The organism is Pectobacterium sp. CHL-2024 (genome assembly GCF_044751765.1).
GTDB classification, from domain to species: Bacteria; Pseudomonadota; Gammaproteobacteria; order Enterobacterales; family Enterobacteriaceae; genus Pectobacterium; species Pectobacterium brasiliense.
Genome location: NZ_JBIXKO010000005.1, coordinates 1 through 16,846, shown reverse-complemented (window position 1 = coordinate 16,846; position 16,846 = coordinate 1). Strand labels below are relative to the sequence as shown.

Annotated in this window: 15 protein-coding genes; 9 read left to right on the top strand and 6 right to left on the bottom strand. The window is 51.4% G+C overall.

The genetic code is table 11. The features are described from left to right. Positions 1–376: 376 nt before the first annotated feature. Positions 377–820: an FMN-binding protein MioC gene (gene mioC, locus ACIPUG_RS09915; RefSeq protein ID WP_400338301.1), complete on the bottom strand. Its 444-nt coding sequence runs from the start codon at positions 818–820 to the stop codon at positions 377–379. Between the two features lie 89 nt (positions 821–909). Then, positions 910–1,371 (bottom strand): transcriptional regulator AsnC, encoded by a 462-nt coding sequence (gene asnC / locus ACIPUG_RS09910; RefSeq protein WP_010300103.1) that lies wholly within the window; start codon positions 1,369–1,371, stop codon positions 910–912. A gap of 152 nt (positions 1,372–1,523) precedes the next feature. Between asnC and asnA the strand changes: the two genes are divergently transcribed. After that, positions 1,524–2,516: an aspartate--ammonia ligase gene (asnA, locus tag ACIPUG_RS09905; RefSeq protein ID WP_400338300.1), complete on the top strand. Its 993-nt coding sequence runs from the start codon at positions 1,524–1,526 to the stop codon at positions 2,514–2,516. Here asnA and viaA read toward each other — a convergent pair. Both viaA and ravA read right to left on the bottom strand, forming a co-directional pair. Further along, positions 2,513–3,991: an ATPase RavA stimulator ViaA gene (gene viaA, locus ACIPUG_RS09900; RefSeq protein ID WP_400338299.1), complete on the bottom strand. Its 1,479-nt coding sequence runs from the start codon at positions 3,989–3,991 to the stop codon at positions 2,513–2,515. The genes asnA and viaA overlap by 4 nt on opposite strands. 6 nt (positions 3,992–3,997) lie before the next feature. Continuing rightward, a complete protein-coding gene (ravA, locus tag ACIPUG_RS09895) occupies positions 3,998–5,497 on the bottom strand; it encodes an ATPase RavA (protein ID WP_039281250.1) in 1,500 nt (499 codons plus the stop codon). Between the two features lie 352 nt (positions 5,498–5,849). On the opposite strand from ravA, the gene kup reads away from it, so the two are divergent. After that, positions 5,850–7,718, top strand: coding sequence for a low affinity potassium transporter Kup (kup, locus tag ACIPUG_RS09890; protein ID WP_039465695.1), 1,869 nt, complete (start codon positions 5,850–5,852; stop codon positions 7,716–7,718). A gap of 124 nt (positions 7,719–7,842) precedes the next feature. Here the strand turns inward: kup and qseC are convergent, their stop codons facing one another. Next, positions 7,843–9,201 (bottom strand): quorum sensing histidine kinase QseC, encoded by a 1,359-nt coding sequence (gene qseC / locus ACIPUG_RS09885; protein WP_400338298.1) that lies wholly within the window; start codon positions 9,199–9,201, stop codon positions 7,843–7,845. Beyond that, a complete protein-coding gene (gene qseB, locus ACIPUG_RS09880; protein ID WP_400338296.1) occupies positions 9,198–9,860 on the bottom strand; it encodes a quorum sensing response regulator transcription factor QseB in 663 nt (220 codons plus the stop codon). Before qseB ends, qseC begins: the two co-directional genes overlap by 4 nt. Before the next feature lie 243 nt (positions 9,861–10,103). Between qseB and ACIPUG_RS09875 the strand changes: the two genes are divergently transcribed. From ACIPUG_RS09875 to rbsR, 7 genes are all read left to right on the top strand, one after another. Beyond that, positions 10,104–10,499: a YgiW/YdeI family stress tolerance OB fold protein gene (locus ACIPUG_RS09875; RefSeq protein WP_400338295.1), complete on the top strand. Its 396-nt coding sequence runs from the start codon at positions 10,104–10,106 to the stop codon at positions 10,497–10,499. Between the two features lie 204 nt (positions 10,500–10,703). Next, positions 10,704–11,123, top strand: coding sequence for a D-ribose pyranase (gene rbsD / locus ACIPUG_RS09870; protein ID WP_010300118.1), 420 nt, complete (start codon positions 10,704–10,706; stop codon positions 11,121–11,123). A 7-nt stretch (positions 11,124–11,130) separates the two neighbouring features. Next, complete coding sequence (gene rbsA / locus ACIPUG_RS09865) at positions 11,131–12,636, top strand: ribose ABC transporter ATP-binding protein RbsA (protein ID WP_039465707.1); 1,506 nt, start codon at positions 11,131–11,133, stop codon at positions 12,634–12,636. Positions 12,637–12,643: 7 nt separating this feature from the next. Beyond that, complete coding sequence (gene rbsC, locus ACIPUG_RS09860) at positions 12,644–13,612, top strand: ribose ABC transporter permease (RefSeq protein ID WP_014917165.1); 969 nt, start codon at positions 12,644–12,646, stop codon at positions 13,610–13,612. A gap of 25 nt (positions 13,613–13,637) precedes the next feature. After that, the gene (gene rbsB, locus ACIPUG_RS09855; protein WP_005976509.1) at positions 13,638–14,525 is read left to right on the top strand and encodes a ribose ABC transporter substrate-binding protein RbsB; all 888 of its coding nucleotides are present in this window, start codon (positions 13,638–13,640) and stop codon (positions 14,523–14,525) included. Positions 14,526–14,596: 71 nt separating this feature from the next. Next, complete coding sequence (gene rbsK / locus ACIPUG_RS09850) at positions 14,597–15,523, top strand: ribokinase (RefSeq protein WP_400338293.1); 927 nt, start codon at positions 14,597–14,599, stop codon at positions 15,521–15,523. 3 nt (positions 15,524–15,526) lie between these two features. Then, positions 15,527–16,522: a ribose operon transcriptional repressor RbsR gene (gene rbsR, locus ACIPUG_RS09845; RefSeq protein ID WP_039281232.1), complete on the top strand. Its 996-nt coding sequence runs from the start codon at positions 15,527–15,529 to the stop codon at positions 16,520–16,522. The last annotated feature ends 324 nt before the right edge of the window (positions 16,523–16,846 follow it).

Genomic DNA, 16,846 nt, shown 5'->3' with positions numbered 1-16,846 from the left:
CATTATCGCGAATGATGAGTGGCGAACGATCGTTATTTGCCCTGGGATGGGGATTCTACTCAACTTTGAGCCAACGACCAAGTCCGTTGGATCCTCGTTAATTAAAGAAAGATCTTTTTATTTAAAGATCTCTTTATTAGATCTCTTATTAGGATCGTCATGTTGTGTGGATAAGTGATTATTCATATTAAAGATCAAGAGAATGGCGTTGATCCTTACCTGTGAATGATCGGTGATCCTGGACAGTATAAGCTGGGATCTTAATGCGGGTTTATGCACAGGACAAAAAACATACTTGGGTTGTTATTGGGATAACTACGGCTTTTACACCTGAATTAAGCATAGTTATCCACATTCAACTGCCGAATATTTCATCTTATTTGAGTAAATTAACCCACGATCCTAGCCATTCTTCTGCTGGATCTTCTGGAATCTGATGCTGGGTGATGTCGATCTTGAGGATTTCACCGATCCGTTTGGCACCTAATTGAGCCAATACACGATCCGCTGTTTGGATCGCGCCACAGAACGTGTCGTACTCTTTACTACCGATCCCCACCGCACCGAAACTCACCTGAGAAAGATCGGGCTTTTGCTGTTCCAGTTGTTCAAACAGTGCTTTCAGGTTGTCAGGGAATTCTCCTGCACCATGTGTAGACGTCACCACCAGCCATATACCGCTTTCAGGTAGTGCATCAAGCGTAGGGCCATGCAGAATTTCAGTGGAAAAATCATCCTTCTCCAGCAGTTCAGCCAAATGCTCTGCAACATATTCGGCACTGCCAAGGGTACTGCCACTGATTAAGGTAATGTCTGCCATAGCGATCCCATCCGATAAAAGACGGGACATTGTACGCTGTGATCTGGCTGGGATCTACCTGTGGATAATATGGGTATAGGAAAAAAGCATTACGGCGCGATCGTCCGCATGATGGGGTTCTGCAGGGAGATTAGCGTTTCAGTGGACTGAATTTCATCAATTGTTTGGATCTTGTTGATAAGCACATGTTGCAGCGCCTCGATCGAGCGGCACATGACCTTAATAAAGATGCTGTAATGCCCGGTGGTGTAGTAGGCCTCGACCACTTCTTCCAGATTGTTCAACTTCTCCAGCGCAGAGGGATAATCTTTGGCGCTTTTCAGAATGATGCCGATAAAACAGCATACGTCATAGCCCAGCTGCTTTGGGTTCACGTCCAGACGCGTACCGACAATGATGCCCGCCTGTTTCATTTTCTCCACTCGAACGTGGATCGTCCCCGGACTAACGGAAAACTGTTTTGCCAGTTCGGCATAAGGCGTGCGCGCATTTTCCATTAAGGCGGAAAGAATGCCGCGATCGAGATTATCGATCTGATAAATTTCTGCCACTTTGAGCCCCCTATTTTAGCGAATAATGATTTTATACCGCTCTAAAATGACGGATTAAAAGCACAAGTGCAATTTATCCATAAGATTATTGAATGACTGGCAGTTTTTATTGCTTAATGAATAACTAAATACGATGAATAAGAGACGCGGCAATGAAAAAGCAGTACATCGAAAAACAACAGCAAATCAGCTTCGTTAAGTCTTTCTTCTCCAGCCAACTGGAGCAGCTTTTGGGATTGATTGAAGTCCAGGCACCGATTCTCAGCCGTATCGGCGACGGCACTCAGGATAACTTGTCCGGTACGGAAAAAGCGGTGCAGGTTAAGGTTAAAGCCCTGCCAGATGCCACATTTGAAGTGGTTCACTCGTTGGCGAAATGGAAACGTAAAACGCTGGGTGCGTATGATTTTAGCTTCGGTGAAGGCATCTATACCCACATGAAGGCACTGCGCCCGGACGAAGATCGTTTGAGCCCGATCCACTCGGTCTATGTCGATCAGTGGGACTGGGAGCGCGTGATGGGAGATGGCGAGCGTAATGCGGAGTATCTGAAATCGACCGTGACGCTTATTTATCAAGGCATTAAAGCAACGGAAGCTGCGGTACATCAGGCGTTTGGCATTCAGCCTTTCCTGCCAGAGCAGATTCATTTTGTGCATACCGAAACGTTGCTGCAGCGCTACCCCGATCTGGATGCCAAAGGGCGTGAACGCGCTATTGCTAAAGAACTGGGTGCGGTCTTCCTGATTGGGATTGGCGGTAAGCTGTCCAGCGGGCACTCTCACGATGTGCGTGCGCCGGATTATGATGACTGGACGACGCCGGGCGAGCAGGAACTGGCGGGTCTGAACGGCGATATTGTTGTGTGGAACCCGGTTCTGAACGATGCATTTGAGATTTCATCAATGGGCATCCGTGTCGATGCGGAAGCGTTAACACGCCAGCTGGCGCTGACGCAGGATGAAGAACGTCTGAAGCTGGAATGGCATCAGGCGCTGCTGCGCGGTGAGATGCCGCAAACGATCGGCGGGGGAATCGGTCAGTCTCGTCTGGTCATGCTGCTGCTGCAATTGTCGCACATTGGTCAGGTTCAGTGCGGTGTATGGCCACAGCCGCTGCGCGAGTCAGTTTCCGGCCTGCTTTAATAAGCCTTGCCGTGCTGCCAACGGCGCACTAAGCGGCTTTTTAACCCGGTATCAAAGCGCCAGATATGGTCAAAGATGTGCATGATGCCGGGTTTGCCATGATCGGACATCGCTACAGCATGGAAACGATGCTGTAGCTGCTTCTGGCGGCTTTTCACCTTATTTACCACCTCATCCGGCAACCGCTGGGCGATAAAATCCGAAATCACCACCGCATCGGCATCATGCCAGAGTGCGTCGTCCATCTTATCCAACAGTGCTGACAGACAGGCGCTCATATCCGTGCCGCCGCGAAACGACTGGCTGAGAAAACGTATCGCCTGCTCTAAGCCGTCCGCAGACGTGAGTTCATATTTCACCACGCCAGTAGAAAACAGCATGATGTAGCAACGACGGTTGTCGGCGAGCGCGATGCGCATCAATGCCAGACAGAAGGCTTTGGCACAGCGTTCATTAAAGCCGCCCATCGAGCCTGACGTATCGACGCAGACGATAAAGGGGCCACGTGGCTGCTGTTCGTTTTGCTGATGTACCACGGGGCGCTCGGTGATTTTCTCTCTCCAGCTCTCACCCTGTAAGCGATAGGTCAGCAGCCGATGTTCCAGCAGGCGACGATAGAATTCATATTCCAGTTCGCTAATACCCAGCGTGACCAGCTCCGTCGGCATCAAACGCAAAATGTCATCGCTCTGGTGCACGCCGCTCACCTGCTCAGGCACGGTGGCGGGTTCCCGTACTCTGACCCGGAAGGCTTCTTTCGGTGCTTCCTGCGTGAGGATGGATTTGGTTTCGCGACTGCGCCCTAAGCGTTCCGCCAGTTTTTGTAATGCAGGCTGGCGTTGCAGGAAAGCGCCGAAATCCAGTAACGGACGGGGATCGGTGTGAATACGCTGCGCGGCGCTGAGATCCCAGAGCCGCCCGGCCGCATTTTCGTTTTCGGCCAGAATAGGTTCGAGTTTGCCGCTGAGGGTCAGGCGTTGTTGCAGTTCATCCAGCAGGATTTCCCGCTCCTGATCCATCAATTGCTGATGCAGTGAAACAGTTTGCAGAGTGAGGCTTAGCCGCCAGCGCTGAAGAAAGAGTGCGTGAAGCCCGCTCGTAACCTTCTGCCCTAAGGTTCGCTCTGGAGAAGCCATGAGCTGTGAGGCCTGTGTCAGAAAGGGGGATTCCACGTTGTTCAGCGTATCCATAATCGCAGGCAGGCGTGCCTGAAAAGTCTGATTGTCGATCGATTGTGAACGCTGGTAGCAGCTAAATTCTTTTTCCAGCTCCGGCGGTACCTGTGTGGCACGCAGGCGCTGTTTTAAGGTTTCTTTCCAGTGAGGCAGGTCGTTGAGTAACGCGGACTTCAGGCTGGGATACTTTTCAAAGAAGAAAGCGAGCTGAGGCGTCGCCAGCAGTGTGACGATAAGATCGTCCAGCAGCTCGTTTTCATCGATAGACAGCAGCATTTCCAGTGATTCCAGCGTGATCATCGGGCGTTAGTCCTGTTGCTCTGATTGCTGGATCTGCTCAGCGACCTGTTGCAGGCTGGCTTCTATTTTGGCCAACCACTCACTGGGGACAAACAGGCAAGGCTGATGCTGGCTGAATAAGCGGCGCTGTTCGCGCAACTGCATGTTCAGCTTTTCATACTCATCGATAATGTCGGCAGGAAGCGCAATGTCGCGCTTTTCCGGCAGAGAAAGAATAGAGGATTGCAGGCTGATATCACGAACCGTCAGATGTTGGCGATCGTCCACCAGCAGATCGAGACGTTGGGTAAAGCCGATACCGTTGAGCTTGCCCCGGATTTCTCCCCCTTTTTGCAGCCAGCCTTGCAGAGCATTTTTCTCAATGATCAGGTGGTTGACTTCAATATCGTGCAGAATCAGCGGGCGTTGCAGCACCAGATCCAGTGTTTCAGCGGCGATTGTGTCAGGCAAGGTGTAATGGAATTTGCGGCCGAGGAAGTGCCCCTGTTTCTCCACCGAAAAGGCCTGTAACTCGCTTTGTTCACGCTGGTATTGCTGACGTCTGGTGTTCACCTGCTGCAAGCGGAACAGCAGGCTTTTCTGCTGGTAGGCGTGCTCAGTAATCAGTAATTCAAGCTGGTGCTCGATAAGCGTTAACGTGCTTTGGTCATGCCAGAGACAGTCTTTCAACAGAATGATATCAACCGGCGTAATGGCATCCCGTCCGCAGAAAAACGCGCTGGCCTGAAGCAGGCGCAGGGCTTTTTTCCAGCGTCGATCGGAAATGTAAGGAGCCTGTTCCAGCGCATCAAGCTGCTGACGCAGCGTGTAAATCAGCTCAAAGCCAAATTCTGGCAACGCGACGTGCTCAATATCCTTCTGCCACTGTTGGTACTCTTCATCGCTGACGCTAAGAGCGGGCGGAACAGGGTTATCGCGTTCGCTGCTGTTATTCACGAGCAGCGCACGGAAATTCTGTTTTTCCTGCACGCGATCGAGCCACAGACGAATGAGCATTCGGTCGTAGAGCGCTTCCAGACCGCCATCCGCTTCCGGCAATTCATTCGACGCGGCGACCAGCAGGCGCATCGGGATCGTGTCTTCGCTGTTGCCATTACGGAAACGCCGCTCGTTAATGGCCGTCAGCAGGGTATTCAAAATGGCGGGACCCGCTTTCCAGATCTCATCCAGAAACACGATTTCAGCTTCCGGCAGATAGCCAGCGGTCAGACGCTGATAGCGCCCTTCGTCTTTTAACGCCTGAATGGAAAGGGGACCGAATACCTCTTCTGGGGTGGAAAAGCGAGTCATCAGGTACTCGAACGCGTTCGCATGACGAAAAGCGAATTTAAGACGCCGAGCGATCATACTTTTGGCTATACCTGGCGGCCCCAGCAGGAAAACACTTTCCCCGCTTAGTGCGGCCAGCAGACAGAGACGAATGGTGTGCTGTCTTTCGTAGAGTCCGTGTTCTAGCGCATGACTGAGACGAGAAATTCTTTCAGCCAATGCCGCAGTTTGACGCATAATTAATCCGTTAGTCCCATGATGTGATGCACCGAAATCGTTTATTTCTGAACCCGATTGATCCCGCTGAAAGCGGACGCTCAGAAAATCCCTACTTTCAGAAAGGTAATAGTAATAATAAACGGCAGATCACAGTTTTTTATTAGAATACTTTTACGGATTATTCACCCTAACGGGGTAAGTAAGCAATAAACCACCTTTTACAGGATGTTTCTTATACAGGTGACCGCATAATAAAAATGGGTTTTTACCCTGATTTGTGCATACTGTGCGCTCTTGGACGAGTTGCTGTGAATGACGCGCTTCGCGGACTGATTAACATTCGCGAACTGATTAACAACAGAAGATAGATATGAGCTCAGAACATAAACGTTCGCTTCCGGCTGTCACGCTGGCGGCCATCGGGGTGGTTTATGGAGATATAGGAACCAGCCCTCTTTATACGTTAAGGGAATGTTTATCAGGGCAGTTTGGTTTTGGGGTCGAACCTGATTCGGTCTTTGGCTTTCTTTCACTGATCTTTTGGCTGTTGGTCCTCGTTGTTTCGCTGAAATATCTGACCTATGTGATGCGTGCTGATAACGCAGGCGAAGGTGGGATTCTCACCCTCATGTCGTTAGCCGGGCGCAATACTTCCGATCGCATGACGTCCGTGTTGGTCATCATGGGGTTGATTGGCGGCAGCTTCTTCTATGGGGAAGTGGTCATCACACCCGCTATTTCGGTGATGTCGGCGATGGAAGGGTTGGAAATTGCCGCACCTTCAATGGACAGCTATATCGTTCCGCTCTCGATTGTCGTTCTGACATTACTGTTTATCATTCAAAAACACGGTACGGGTAGTGTCGGCAAGCTGTTTGCACCCGTGATGCTGATCTGGTTTTTGACGCTTGGCGTACTGGGCGCGCGCAGCATTATTGCTAACCCGGAAGTCTTGCAGGCGTTGAACCCGATGTACGCCGTGCGCTTCTTTATCGAATATAAAGCGGTGTCGTTCTTCGCGCTGGGGGCGGTGGTGCTGGCGATTACTGGGGTCGAGGCGCTGTATGCCGATATGGGCCACTTCGGTAAATTCCCTATTCGTCTGGCTTGGTTTACGGTAGTGCTGCCATCGCTGGTGTTAAATTACTTCGGGCAGGGTGCGCTGCTGTTAAAAGACCCGGAAGCCATCAAGAACCCCTTTTTCCTGCTGGCGCCAGACTGGGCGCTGATTCCACTGATGATATTGGCTACGCTGGCGACAATCATTGCCTCGCAGGCCGTCATTTCCGGTGTTTTCTCCCTGACCCGTCAGGCGGTGCGACTGGGCTACTTGCCGCCGATGCGTATCGTACACACGTCAGATATGGAATCTGGTCAGATCTATATCCCCGCCATTAACTGGATGCTCTATATCGCCGTTGTCATCGTGATTGTCAGCTTTGAGCATTCAAGCAATCTGGCTGCGGCTTATGGGATTGCGGTAACGGGCACGATGGTGATTACCAGTATTCTGTTCTGTACGGTGGCGGTGAAGAATTGGCTCTGGAATCGCTATCTGGCGTGGGTGTTGCTGGCGGGTTTACTGGTTATCGACGTGCCGATGTTTTTGGCCAACGTGGTCAAGATCCTCTCCGGCGGCTGGCTGCCGCTGGCGCTGGGCATGGTGATGTTTATTATCATGACGACGTGGAAAAGCGAGCGTTTCAGGTTGCTGCGCCGGTTGCATGAGCATGGTAACTCACTGGATGCCATGATTGCCTCGCTGGAGAAAACGCCGCCGACGCGCGTGCCGGGGACTGCCGTGTATTTCTCGCGCGCGACTCGGGTGATTCCGTTCGCGCTGCTGCATAACCTTAAGCACAATAAGATCCTGCACGAGCGCGTGGTGCTGTTGACCATGCGAACGGAGGATGCGCCCTATGTGCTTAACGCGCGCCGCGTGACGGTCGAACAGCTTTCGCCGACGTTCTGGCGCGTGATTGCCAACTATGGCTGGCGTGAGACACCGGATGTAGAAGAGGTCTTTCAGCGCTGCTGGCAGGATGGGTTAACCTGCCAAATGATGGAAACGTCTTTCTTTATGTCCAATGAATCGCTGATTATCGGTGAGCGCCCGTGGTATCTGCGTTTGCGCGGTAAGCTATTCATGATGCTCAGCCGCAATGCGCTGAGGGCGGCGGATCAGTTTGAAATACCGCCAAACAGGCTGATTGAGCTGGGGATACAGGTCGAGATTTAAGTAAACCGAATAGATGATCTTATGTTGGGATAAGATCGAGATATACGGTCGACCACGAGGCATCCCTGCGGGAACCTCATCCTCGTGTTTCCCTAATAACAGGCAGCGAGTTGCTGCTAGTACGTTAACTATTTTGCCAGTTAACCGACACAATCAACCCGCCTTCGGGCTGGTTGGTGAATGTGACCCGCATGTGGTGCAGTTTTGCGATGTTGTTGACGATAGAAATCCCAAGACCGCTGCCGGATTTCTCCTGCCCCGGCGGGCGATAAAAGCGTTCGCCAATTCTTGCCAGTGCCTCTTCACTAATGCCCGGTCCGTTATCGGCAACCTGAAAGCAGCGCTCTGTCAGCGTCAAACTTACCGTTCCTCCCTCATGGCTGTAGCGAATAGCATTATCCAGCAGATTGCGCACCAGCAGAGTCAGCAGCAGCGGGTGACCCTGCCTAATAACCGGGGTGTCCGGTAAATCCAGCGTCAGTTCTATACCTGCGGTTTGCGCTGTGTGGTAATGCGCGATCACCGCCTGTTGCAGGAGTTCATTGAACTGGACGGGCTGCATCCCTTCGGGAGACGATTCGGCATCCAACCGCGACAGCGTCAGGAGCTGATCCACCAGCCGTGTGGCCCGATCGATGCCTTTATCCAGATTGACCAGCGCATGGTGCCGCATGGCTTCATCATCATGCGCCAGCTGTGCGACTTCGGTTTGGACTTTCAACGCTGCCAGCGGGCTACGCAATTCGTGAGCCGCATCGGAGGTAAAACGGCGTTCACGAACCAGCATGTCGCTGATGCGGGAAAACAGGTGGTTTAATGCGTTGACCAACGGGCGAACTTCTTGCGGGATGTGCTGCGTCGCCAGCGGCGTACTTTCGTCAGGTGAACGCTGTTGAAGCTCGGCGGTAATGCGTTTTAGCGGTGAGAGCTCACGCGTGACCAGCCAAAACAGCAGCGCCAGCATGATAGGCAGGGCAAACAGCCAGGGCATCAGGTTGGTTTTTACAATATCCAGCGTCATGTCCTGACGATATTCCCACTCCTGCCCGACAGCAATCACGTAGCGATTATCCGCTGTCGTCAGCCAGACGATGCGCCAGGCGTCATTGTCATCGCGTAACCTGCCGTCGGTGAAGCCGTTGCGCGTATAGTTAAAAATGAAATCCTTGCCGTTATCACCATCGTTCAGCACCATTTTCCCATCGCGGGTAAAAATGGCGAAGGCCAGCGCATCATCTTCCTGCTTTCCCTGATTCTCATGTACCAGACTTTTGGTTTTGGGCAGAGAAACTGACTGGATTCGCAATTCATCAGGATTCATGGTGGCCAGGTGTTTGGCAAACAGCATTTGCTGGGTATCAAATAGCTCATTGATATTATGGCGTGTTTGATACCACGAAAGCAGACTGGCTACGCCCCAGCAAATCAATGTCAGCAGTGTAAAACCTGCAATTAGGCGTAAACGCAGGCTGAGCCGGTTCATGGCGCATCTCCCAGAATATAGCCAACGCCATGCACGGTACGGATAAACCCGCTACCCAGCTTTTTACGCAGGTGATGGATATGCACTTCTACCGCATTACTGGAGACATCATCGTCCCACCCATAGAGCTTTTCTTCCAACTGTGCGCGCGTGAGTATGCGGTTCGGATTGAGCAAAAACAGTTCCAGTAACGCCAGTTCGCGAGATTTTAGTATTAGCGGTTCGTTGTTAAGCGTAACGCTCCGCGACCCCGGCTCAAGGGAAACTGCACCGTGCGTTAATACCGGTTGAAGTTGGCCGTGACGACGGCGAATCAGCGCCTGCAGGCGAGCGGCCACTTCTGTCAGCGCAAAGGGCTTACATAAATAATCATCAGCTCCTTTCTGTAGCCCTTCCACACGTTGTTCCAGCGCATCGCGGGCGGTCAGAATCAGTACCGGTTCGTCATGCCCAGCCTGACGCCACTGGCGCAGAATATCCATTCCGTCCATGCCCGGCAGGCTGAGATCGAGCACCACCGCATCATAGGGTGCCGCCTTCAATGCCGCAGCACCCGCTTTACCTTCCATAAACCAGTCGATATTAAAGCCCAGTTTGTTCAACCCCGCTTTCAGGCCGTCACCAATCAGGCGATCGTCTTCGATTAACAATATTCTCATGGCTGCCTCGCAGAGAATGCGCTGCTGTTGCGCTTATGCCTTTTCCGGTTTTATACGAAATAGAGAGCCGGTGTGTACAGGCCAAATCACTGAAACTGGGCAATATCCGGCAATATAAAAAAACAACAATGCGAAAGTTGCTTCCTTAAGATTCTGTTAAGAACGATTTGCTTTAATCCTTATCGAAGACCGATTACTCCCGCAGGTTGACTGCGAAACGACAGGCAAATAAGGAAGGTAAATATGAAAAAAGCAGCTGCGTTACTCGCCATTACCGCTCTGGTTTCTGCACCAGCATTTGCTGCACAAAGTGGCGGTGGTTTTGTCAATCCGGAAACACCAGCCGTTGGTACACATCAAGGGGGATTTACCGATTCGCAGAGTTCCCTCACCACGGTAGATAAAGCTAAAGATTTGCGTGATGACAGTTGGGTGACGCTGAGAGGGAATATTGAAAAACGGCTCGGCGATGAAAACTACCTGTTCCGCGATTCAACGGGCACGATGGAAGTCGAGATCGATCACAAACGCTGGAATGGCCAGATGGTTTCACCTACCGATAAAGTGGAAATTTCAGGCGAGTTGGATAAAGAATTCAACGCTGTTGGGGTAGATGTGAAGCAGATTCGTAAACTCTAACGCATTATCCTCTGTTCCCTATTGGCGGGCTTTGTCCCGCCATTTCTCTATTTATCAACCTCCTATAACGACCTCTCGTTACCTTTCTTTTTTTGTTAGCGAAACGTTTCGATGGTGATCACATTTTTTTTATCTCTTCATTGCCTTTCTTGCTTCTTTTTCTAGAATGTTATTAGCGAAACGTTTCGCTGGTGGGGTGATAAGATGAAAAAAGCAGCATTATTGAATTCAGATATTTCTTCCGTGATTTCTCGACTGGGGCATACCGATAGCCTTGTGATTGGCGATGCCGGTTTACCAATTCCTGAAACGACGACCCGTATCGATCTGGCGTTGACGCATAACGTGCCGACGTTTTTGCAGGTGGTTAGCGTTGTCACCAGCGAAATGCAGGTCGAGGCCGCTATTCTGGCGGAAGAAATTATTGAAAAGAACCCCGCAGTCCATGACGCATTACTCGATCAATTGAAGCAACTTGAACAACACCAGGGAAACTCAATTGCATTGCACTATGTGAGCCATGAAGAATTTAAAACCCAAAGCGGCAAAAGCCGGGCCATCATTCGCAGCGGAGAGTGCTCTCCGTATGCCAATGTCATCCTTTGTGCTGGCGTAACGTTCTGAGGCATCAATGCAACCTTTACTGCAACTGCAAGGCATCACGAAATCTTTTCCCGGCGTTAAAGCGCTTTCCGGTGCGGCACTCAAAGTCTATCCGGGAAAAGTGATGGCGCTGGTGGGCGAGAACGGTGCGGGCAAGTCCACCATGATGAAAGTTCTGACCGGGATCTATCGTAAAGATGCTGGCAGCATTCATTTTCTGGGGAAAGAGGTCGATTTCAGCGGGCCGAAAGCGTCCCAGGAAGCAGGTATCGGTATTATCCATCAGGAACTTAACCTGATTCCCCAACTCACGATTGCCGAGAATATCTTCCTTGGTCGTGAATTTACCAACCGCTTCGGTCGTATCGACTGGAACAAGATGTATGCGGAAGCCGATAAGCTGCTGAAACGCCTTAATCTGCGCTATGACAGCCGTCGTATGGTCGGGGATTTATCGATTGGCGATCAGCAAATGGTAGAAATTGCCAAGGTGCTGAGCTTTGAATCGAAAGTCATCATCATGGATGAACCGACCGATGCCCTGACAGATACTGAAACCGCTTCGTTATTCAGCGTGATCAAAGAGCTGCAATCTCAGGGATGCGGCATTGTCTATATTTCCCACCGTCTGAAAGAAATCTTTGAAATCTGCGATGACATTACCGTGTTCCGCGATGGGCAGTTTATCGGCGAGCGTCCGGTCAGTGATTTAGAGGAAGATACGCTGATTGAAATGATGGTCGGTCGTAAGCTGGAAGATCAGTACCCACGTTCGAATAAAGTGCCGGGAGAGGTTCGCCTTAAGGTACAGAATCTGTCTGGGCCGGGCGTCGACAGTGTCAGCTTTACGGTGCGGAAAGGCGAAATTCTGGGCGTCGCAGGGCTGATGGGCGCAGGCCGTACCGAACTGATGAAGATTCTCTACGGAGCACTGCCGCGAACTGGCGGTAATGTGACGCTGGATGGCCGCGACGTAGTGACCCGTAAACCGCAGGATGGCCTGGCAAACGGCATCGTTTACATTTCCGAAGACCGCAAACGTGATGGTCTGGTGCTGGGCATGTCAGTAAAAGAAAACATGTCCTTAACCGCACTGCGCTATTTCAGCCATGCGGGCGGTCGTCTGAAACATGCCGAAGAGCAACTGACCGTTGCCGACTTTATTCGCCTGTTCAACGTGAAAACGCCTTCGATGGAGCAGCCTATCGGCCTGCTTTCCGGCGGTAATCAGCAGAAAGTGGCGATTGCCCGTGGCCTGATGACGCGCCCAAATGTCCTGATCCTCGATGAACCGACGCGTGGCGTCGATGTCGGGGCGAAGAAAGAGATTTATCAGTTAATCAATCAATTCAAAGAAGAAGGGCTGAGCATCATATTGGTGTCATCCGAAATGCCCGAAGTCTTGGGAATGAGCGATCGCATCATTGTGATGCATGAAGGGCGCTTGAGCGGTGATTTCCCTATTGAGCAAGCTACCCAGGAAGCACTGATGGCCGCGGCCGTTGGTAAGCAATACGGCGCAAAGCAGGAGTAAGTCAGACATGAGTTCTCAATCTATCGCGGCAAAACGCTGGTTCAGCAAAGAGTGGTTACTGGAGCAGAAATCGCTGATCGCGCTCCTGATCCTGATTGCGGTTGTTTCCGCCATGAGCCCTAACTTTTTTACCCTGAACAACCTGTTCAATATTCTCCAGCAGACGTCGGTGAACGCCATCATGGCCGTCGGCATGACGCTGGTGATTCTGACCTCGGGCATCGATTTGTCAGTGGGTTCCCTGCTGGCATTGACCGGTGCCGTAGCGGCTTCCATCGTCGGGCTTGAAGTCAATGCGCTGGTGGCGGTGTTTGGCGCACTGGCGCTGGGGGCGCTGATTGGTGCGGGTACGGGGGTTATTGTATCTAAAGGCAAAGTGCAGGCGTTTATCGCCACGTTGGTCATGATGCTGTTACTTCGTGGTGTGACGATGGTTTATACCAACGGCAGCCCGGTTAATACCGGTTTTTCCGACGTAGCAGATGCGTTTGGCTGGTTTGGTATCGGTCGTCCGCTGGGGATTCCGACGCCAATCTGGATCATGGCTATCGTGTTCGCGGCAGCCTGGTATATGTTGCACCATACGCGTCTGGGGCGCTATATCTATGCGCTGGGCGGCAACGAGTCTGCCACCCGTTTGTCCGGTATCAGCGTTGATAAAGTCAAAATTATTGTCTATTCCCTGTGTGGGCTGTTGTCTGCCCTGGCGGGAATTATCGAAGTCGCACGTTTGTCCTCTGCACAGCCGACGGCGGGTACAGGGTATGAGCTGGATGCTATCGCGGCTGTAGTATTGGGCGGCACCAGTCTGGCTGGAGGAAAAGGGCGTATCGTTGGTACGTTGATCGGCGCACTTATCCTTGGTTTCCTCAACAACGGACTGAATTTATTAGGTGTTTCTTCTTACTACCAAATGATCGTTAAAGCAGTCGTCATCTTGCTGGCGGTTCTGGTAGATAACAAAAGCAGTAAATAACCTTCATTCACACAGGAATTGAGTTATGAATATGAAAAAGCTGGCTACTCTGGTTTCCGCTGTTGCGCTGAGCGCGACTGTCAGTGCTAATGCCTTGGCCAAAGATACGGTTGCTCTGGTGGTTTCTACGCTGAATAACCCGTTCTTTGTTTCAATGAAAGAGGGTGCACAGAAAGAAGCTGACAAACTGGGTTACGAGCTGATTGTGCTGGATTCCCAGAATAACCCAGCAAAAGAACTGGCTAACGTTCAGGATTTGACGGTACGTGGAACCAAAGTTCTGCTGATCAACCCGACCGATTCTGATGCAGTAGGTAATGCGATTAAAATGGCTAACCAGGCCAAGATCCCTGTTATTACGCTGGACCGCGTTGCGAGCAGTGGTGAAGTTGTGAGCCACGTGGCTTCTGATAACGCCTTCGGCGGTAAAGTTGCCGGTGACTTCATTGCCAAGAAATTGGGTGAAGGCGCTAAAGTGATTCAGCTGGAAGGCATCGCCGGAACGTCTGCCGCGCGCGAGCGTGGGGCCGGTTTCATGAAATCTGCTGAGAAAAATAAATTCGCTATGCTGGCCAGCCAACCCGCTGACTTCGACCGTACTAAAGGACTGAACGTGATGCAGAACCTGCTGACCGCGCACCCTGATGTTCAGGCCGTATTTGCTCAGAACGATGAAATGGCGTTGGGTGCTCTGCGTGCACTGCAAACCGCAGGTAAAACAGATGTGCTGGTTGTCGGCTTTGACGGCACTCAGGATGGCGTGAAGGCCGTTGAGTCAGGCAAGCTGGCTGCGACGGTTGCTCAGCGTCCTGATCAGATCGGTGTGATCGGTATCGAAACGGCGGCGAAAGTGCTGAAAGGCGAAAAAACGCAGGCCATCATTCCGGTTGACCTGAAGCTGGTAGCAAAATAATTAAAGAATAAAGCAGGGCTCGCGCCACCCGTTTGTGGTGGCGCATTATTAACGTAGCGGGATTCGACATAATGAAAACGGGTAAGCTGGTGGTGCTGGGCAGTATTAATGCTGACCATATTCTCAATCTTGAGCAATTTCCCCGTCCAGGCGAAACGGTGATCGGTGAGCAATATAGCGTTGCTTTCGGTGGGAAAGGTGCCAATCAGGCCGTTGCCGCTGGTCGAAGCGGTGCAGACATCGCCTTTATTGCCTGCGTTGGAGAAGATGATATCGGCACCCGTATTTGCCAGCAGCTATCCAAGGACAATATCGATGTTTCCGCCGTTGAGGCTATCTCCGGGGAAACAACCGGCGTTGCACTGATTTTTGTTAACGCCGACGCTGAGAACATGATCGCGATTAATGCCGGCGCGAATGCTGCTGTGATGCCTGATTATCTTCATCGTCATCAGCAACACATTATTGATGCTTCAGCATTGCTTATGCAGCTTGAGTCGCCGCTGGAAACGGTCATTGCGGCCGCTAAACTGGCGCATGAACACCAAACGAAAGTGATTCTTAACCCCGCCCCTGCCCGTGAACTGCCCGATGAACTGCTATCGCTGGTCAATATGATCACGCCGAATGAAACCGAAGCGCAGTTCCTGACGGGAATTACCGTTGAGACGGAAGACGATGCGGCTCGCGCAGCACAGGTTCTGCACGATAAAGGCATTGAAACGGTTCTCATCACATTGGGTAGCCGTGGCGTATGGTTAAGTGAAAACGGTCAGGGGCAGCGCATTCCGGGATATCGTGTAAAAGCCGTGGATACTATCGCCGCCGGAGACACGTTTAACGGTGCGTTAGTGACTGCATTGCTGGAAAATAAGCCCATGTCCTCCGCAGTAAGATTTGCCCATGCGGCAGCTGCGATAGCCGTTACTCGGCGAGGCGCTCAGCCCTCTGTCCCGTGGCGTGAAGAGATCGACGCATTTTTGCAAACCCAGGGGTGATCTTTGGCCACCATGAAAGATGTCGCCCGTCTTGCGGGCGTTTCTACTTCTACCGTATCTCACGTCATTAATAACAATCGCTTTGTCAGCGACACCATTCGCGAAAAAGTGATGAAGGCCGTTGAGGATCTCAACTATGCGCCGTCTGCGCTGGCCAGAAGTCTGAAAATAAACCAGACCCGTACCATCGGCATGTTGCTGACTGCCAGTAATAACCCGTTTTATGCCGAAGTGGTTCGTGGCGTAGAACGCTGCTGTTATGAGCGAGGCTATAGCCTGATTCTGTGCAATACCGAAGGCGATCGCGACAGAATGAGCCATAGTCTCGAAACGCTGCTGCAAAAGCGGGTCGACGGCGTACTGTTGATGTGCACCGAAAGCCATCGCCCTTTGCCCGAAATGATGAGCCGCTATCCTTCTATACCTATGGTTATGATGGATTGGGCACCTTTTGAAGGCGTCATGGACGTCATTAAAGATAACTCTCTGCTCGGTGGGGAGATCGCGACCAATTACCTCATTTCTCGTGGCTATAAAAAGATAGCCTGCATCGCGGGTCCGAAAGACAAGACCACCGCCTATAACCGATTAGAAGGTTATCGACAGGCAATGCAGCTCGCTGGGCTATTCATTCCCGCTGACTATGAAATTTTCGGCGATTTTGAGTTTGAGGCGGGCTATCGCGCTATGCAGCAGTTGTTAGCGCTGGAAGATAAACCTGAAGCGGTGTTCACCAGTAACGATGCGATGGCCGTTGGTGTTTACCATGCGCTTTATCAGGCTGGCCTTTCTATTCCGCAAGACATGGCGGTTATTGGTTACGATGACATTGAACTGGCTCGCTATATGTCACCACCTCTCACTACCGTTCACCAACCTAAAGATGAACTCGGCGAATTGGCGGTGGATACACTTTTGTATCGTCTGGAACATCCCAATACTGAACCTAATGCATTGGTGTTGACGCCGGAATTGATGGTACGCCAGTCTGTCCGATGAGGTTTTCTCTCAATTAGCGGCGAAAAATCCGGCATAACGGCGTCTTTTAATTCGCTTTGCTGAAAAAATCCCCACTCGGTAATTTTTTTGCATTTAGCGCTTGTCAGCCGCCGAGAAGTCCCTATAATGCGCCTCCACTGACACGGCAACAGCGACACGCGGTTGCGGTGACAGGAAAAAGATTCACCGAAGGCGGTCAGTAATGACTTGACTTCACAGCGGAAAAGCATAGTATATGCAGCCCGCGCCACCGATGAAGTGGCACTGCTCTTTAACAATTTAATCAGACAATCTGTGTGGGCACTCACAAGACCGTATCTTAAC

Bases quoted from the DNA above. Each gene is read 5' to 3' on its own strand.
- asnA (WP_400338300.1), top strand. From the start codon at position 1,524: ATGAAAAAGCAGTACATCGAAAAACAACAGCAAATCAGCTTCGTTAAG.
- rbsK (WP_400338293.1), top strand. From the start codon at position 14,597: ATGAAAACGGGTAAGCTGGTGGTGCTGGGCAGTATTAATGCTGACCAT.
- rbsB (WP_005976509.1), top strand. From the start codon at position 13,638: ATGAATATGAAAAAGCTGGCTACTCTGGTTTCCGCTGTTGCGCTGAGC.
- qseC (WP_400338298.1), bottom strand. From the start codon at position 9,201: ATGAACCGGCTCAGCCTGCGTTTACGCCTAATTGCAGGTTTTACACTG.
- viaA (WP_400338299.1), bottom strand. From the start codon at position 3,991: ATGATCACGCTGGAATCACTGGAAATGCTGCTGTCTATCGATGAAAAC.
- rbsC (WP_014917165.1), top strand. From the start codon at position 12,644: ATGAGTTCTCAATCTATCGCGGCAAAACGCTGGTTCAGCAAAGAGTGG.
- rbsA (WP_039465707.1), top strand. From the start codon at position 11,131: ATGCAACCTTTACTGCAACTGCAAGGCATCACGAAATCTTTTCCCGGC.
- qseB (WP_400338296.1), bottom strand. From the start codon at position 9,860: ATGAGAATATTGTTAATCGAAGACGATCGCCTGATTGGTGACGGCCTG.
- mioC (WP_400338301.1), bottom strand. From the start codon at position 820: ATGGCAGACATTACCTTAATCAGTGGCAGTACCCTTGGCAGTGCCGAA.
- ACIPUG_RS09875 (WP_400338295.1), top strand. From the start codon at position 10,104: ATGAAAAAAGCAGCTGCGTTACTCGCCATTACCGCTCTGGTTTCTGCA.
- kup (WP_039465695.1), top strand. From the start codon at position 5,850: ATGAGCTCAGAACATAAACGTTCGCTTCCGGCTGTCACGCTGGCGGCC.
- rbsD (WP_010300118.1), top strand. From the start codon at position 10,704: ATGAAAAAAGCAGCATTATTGAATTCAGATATTTCTTCCGTGATTTCT.
- ravA (WP_039281250.1), bottom strand. From the start codon at position 5,497: ATGCGTCAAACTGCGGCATTGGCTGAAAGAATTTCTCGTCTCAGTCAT.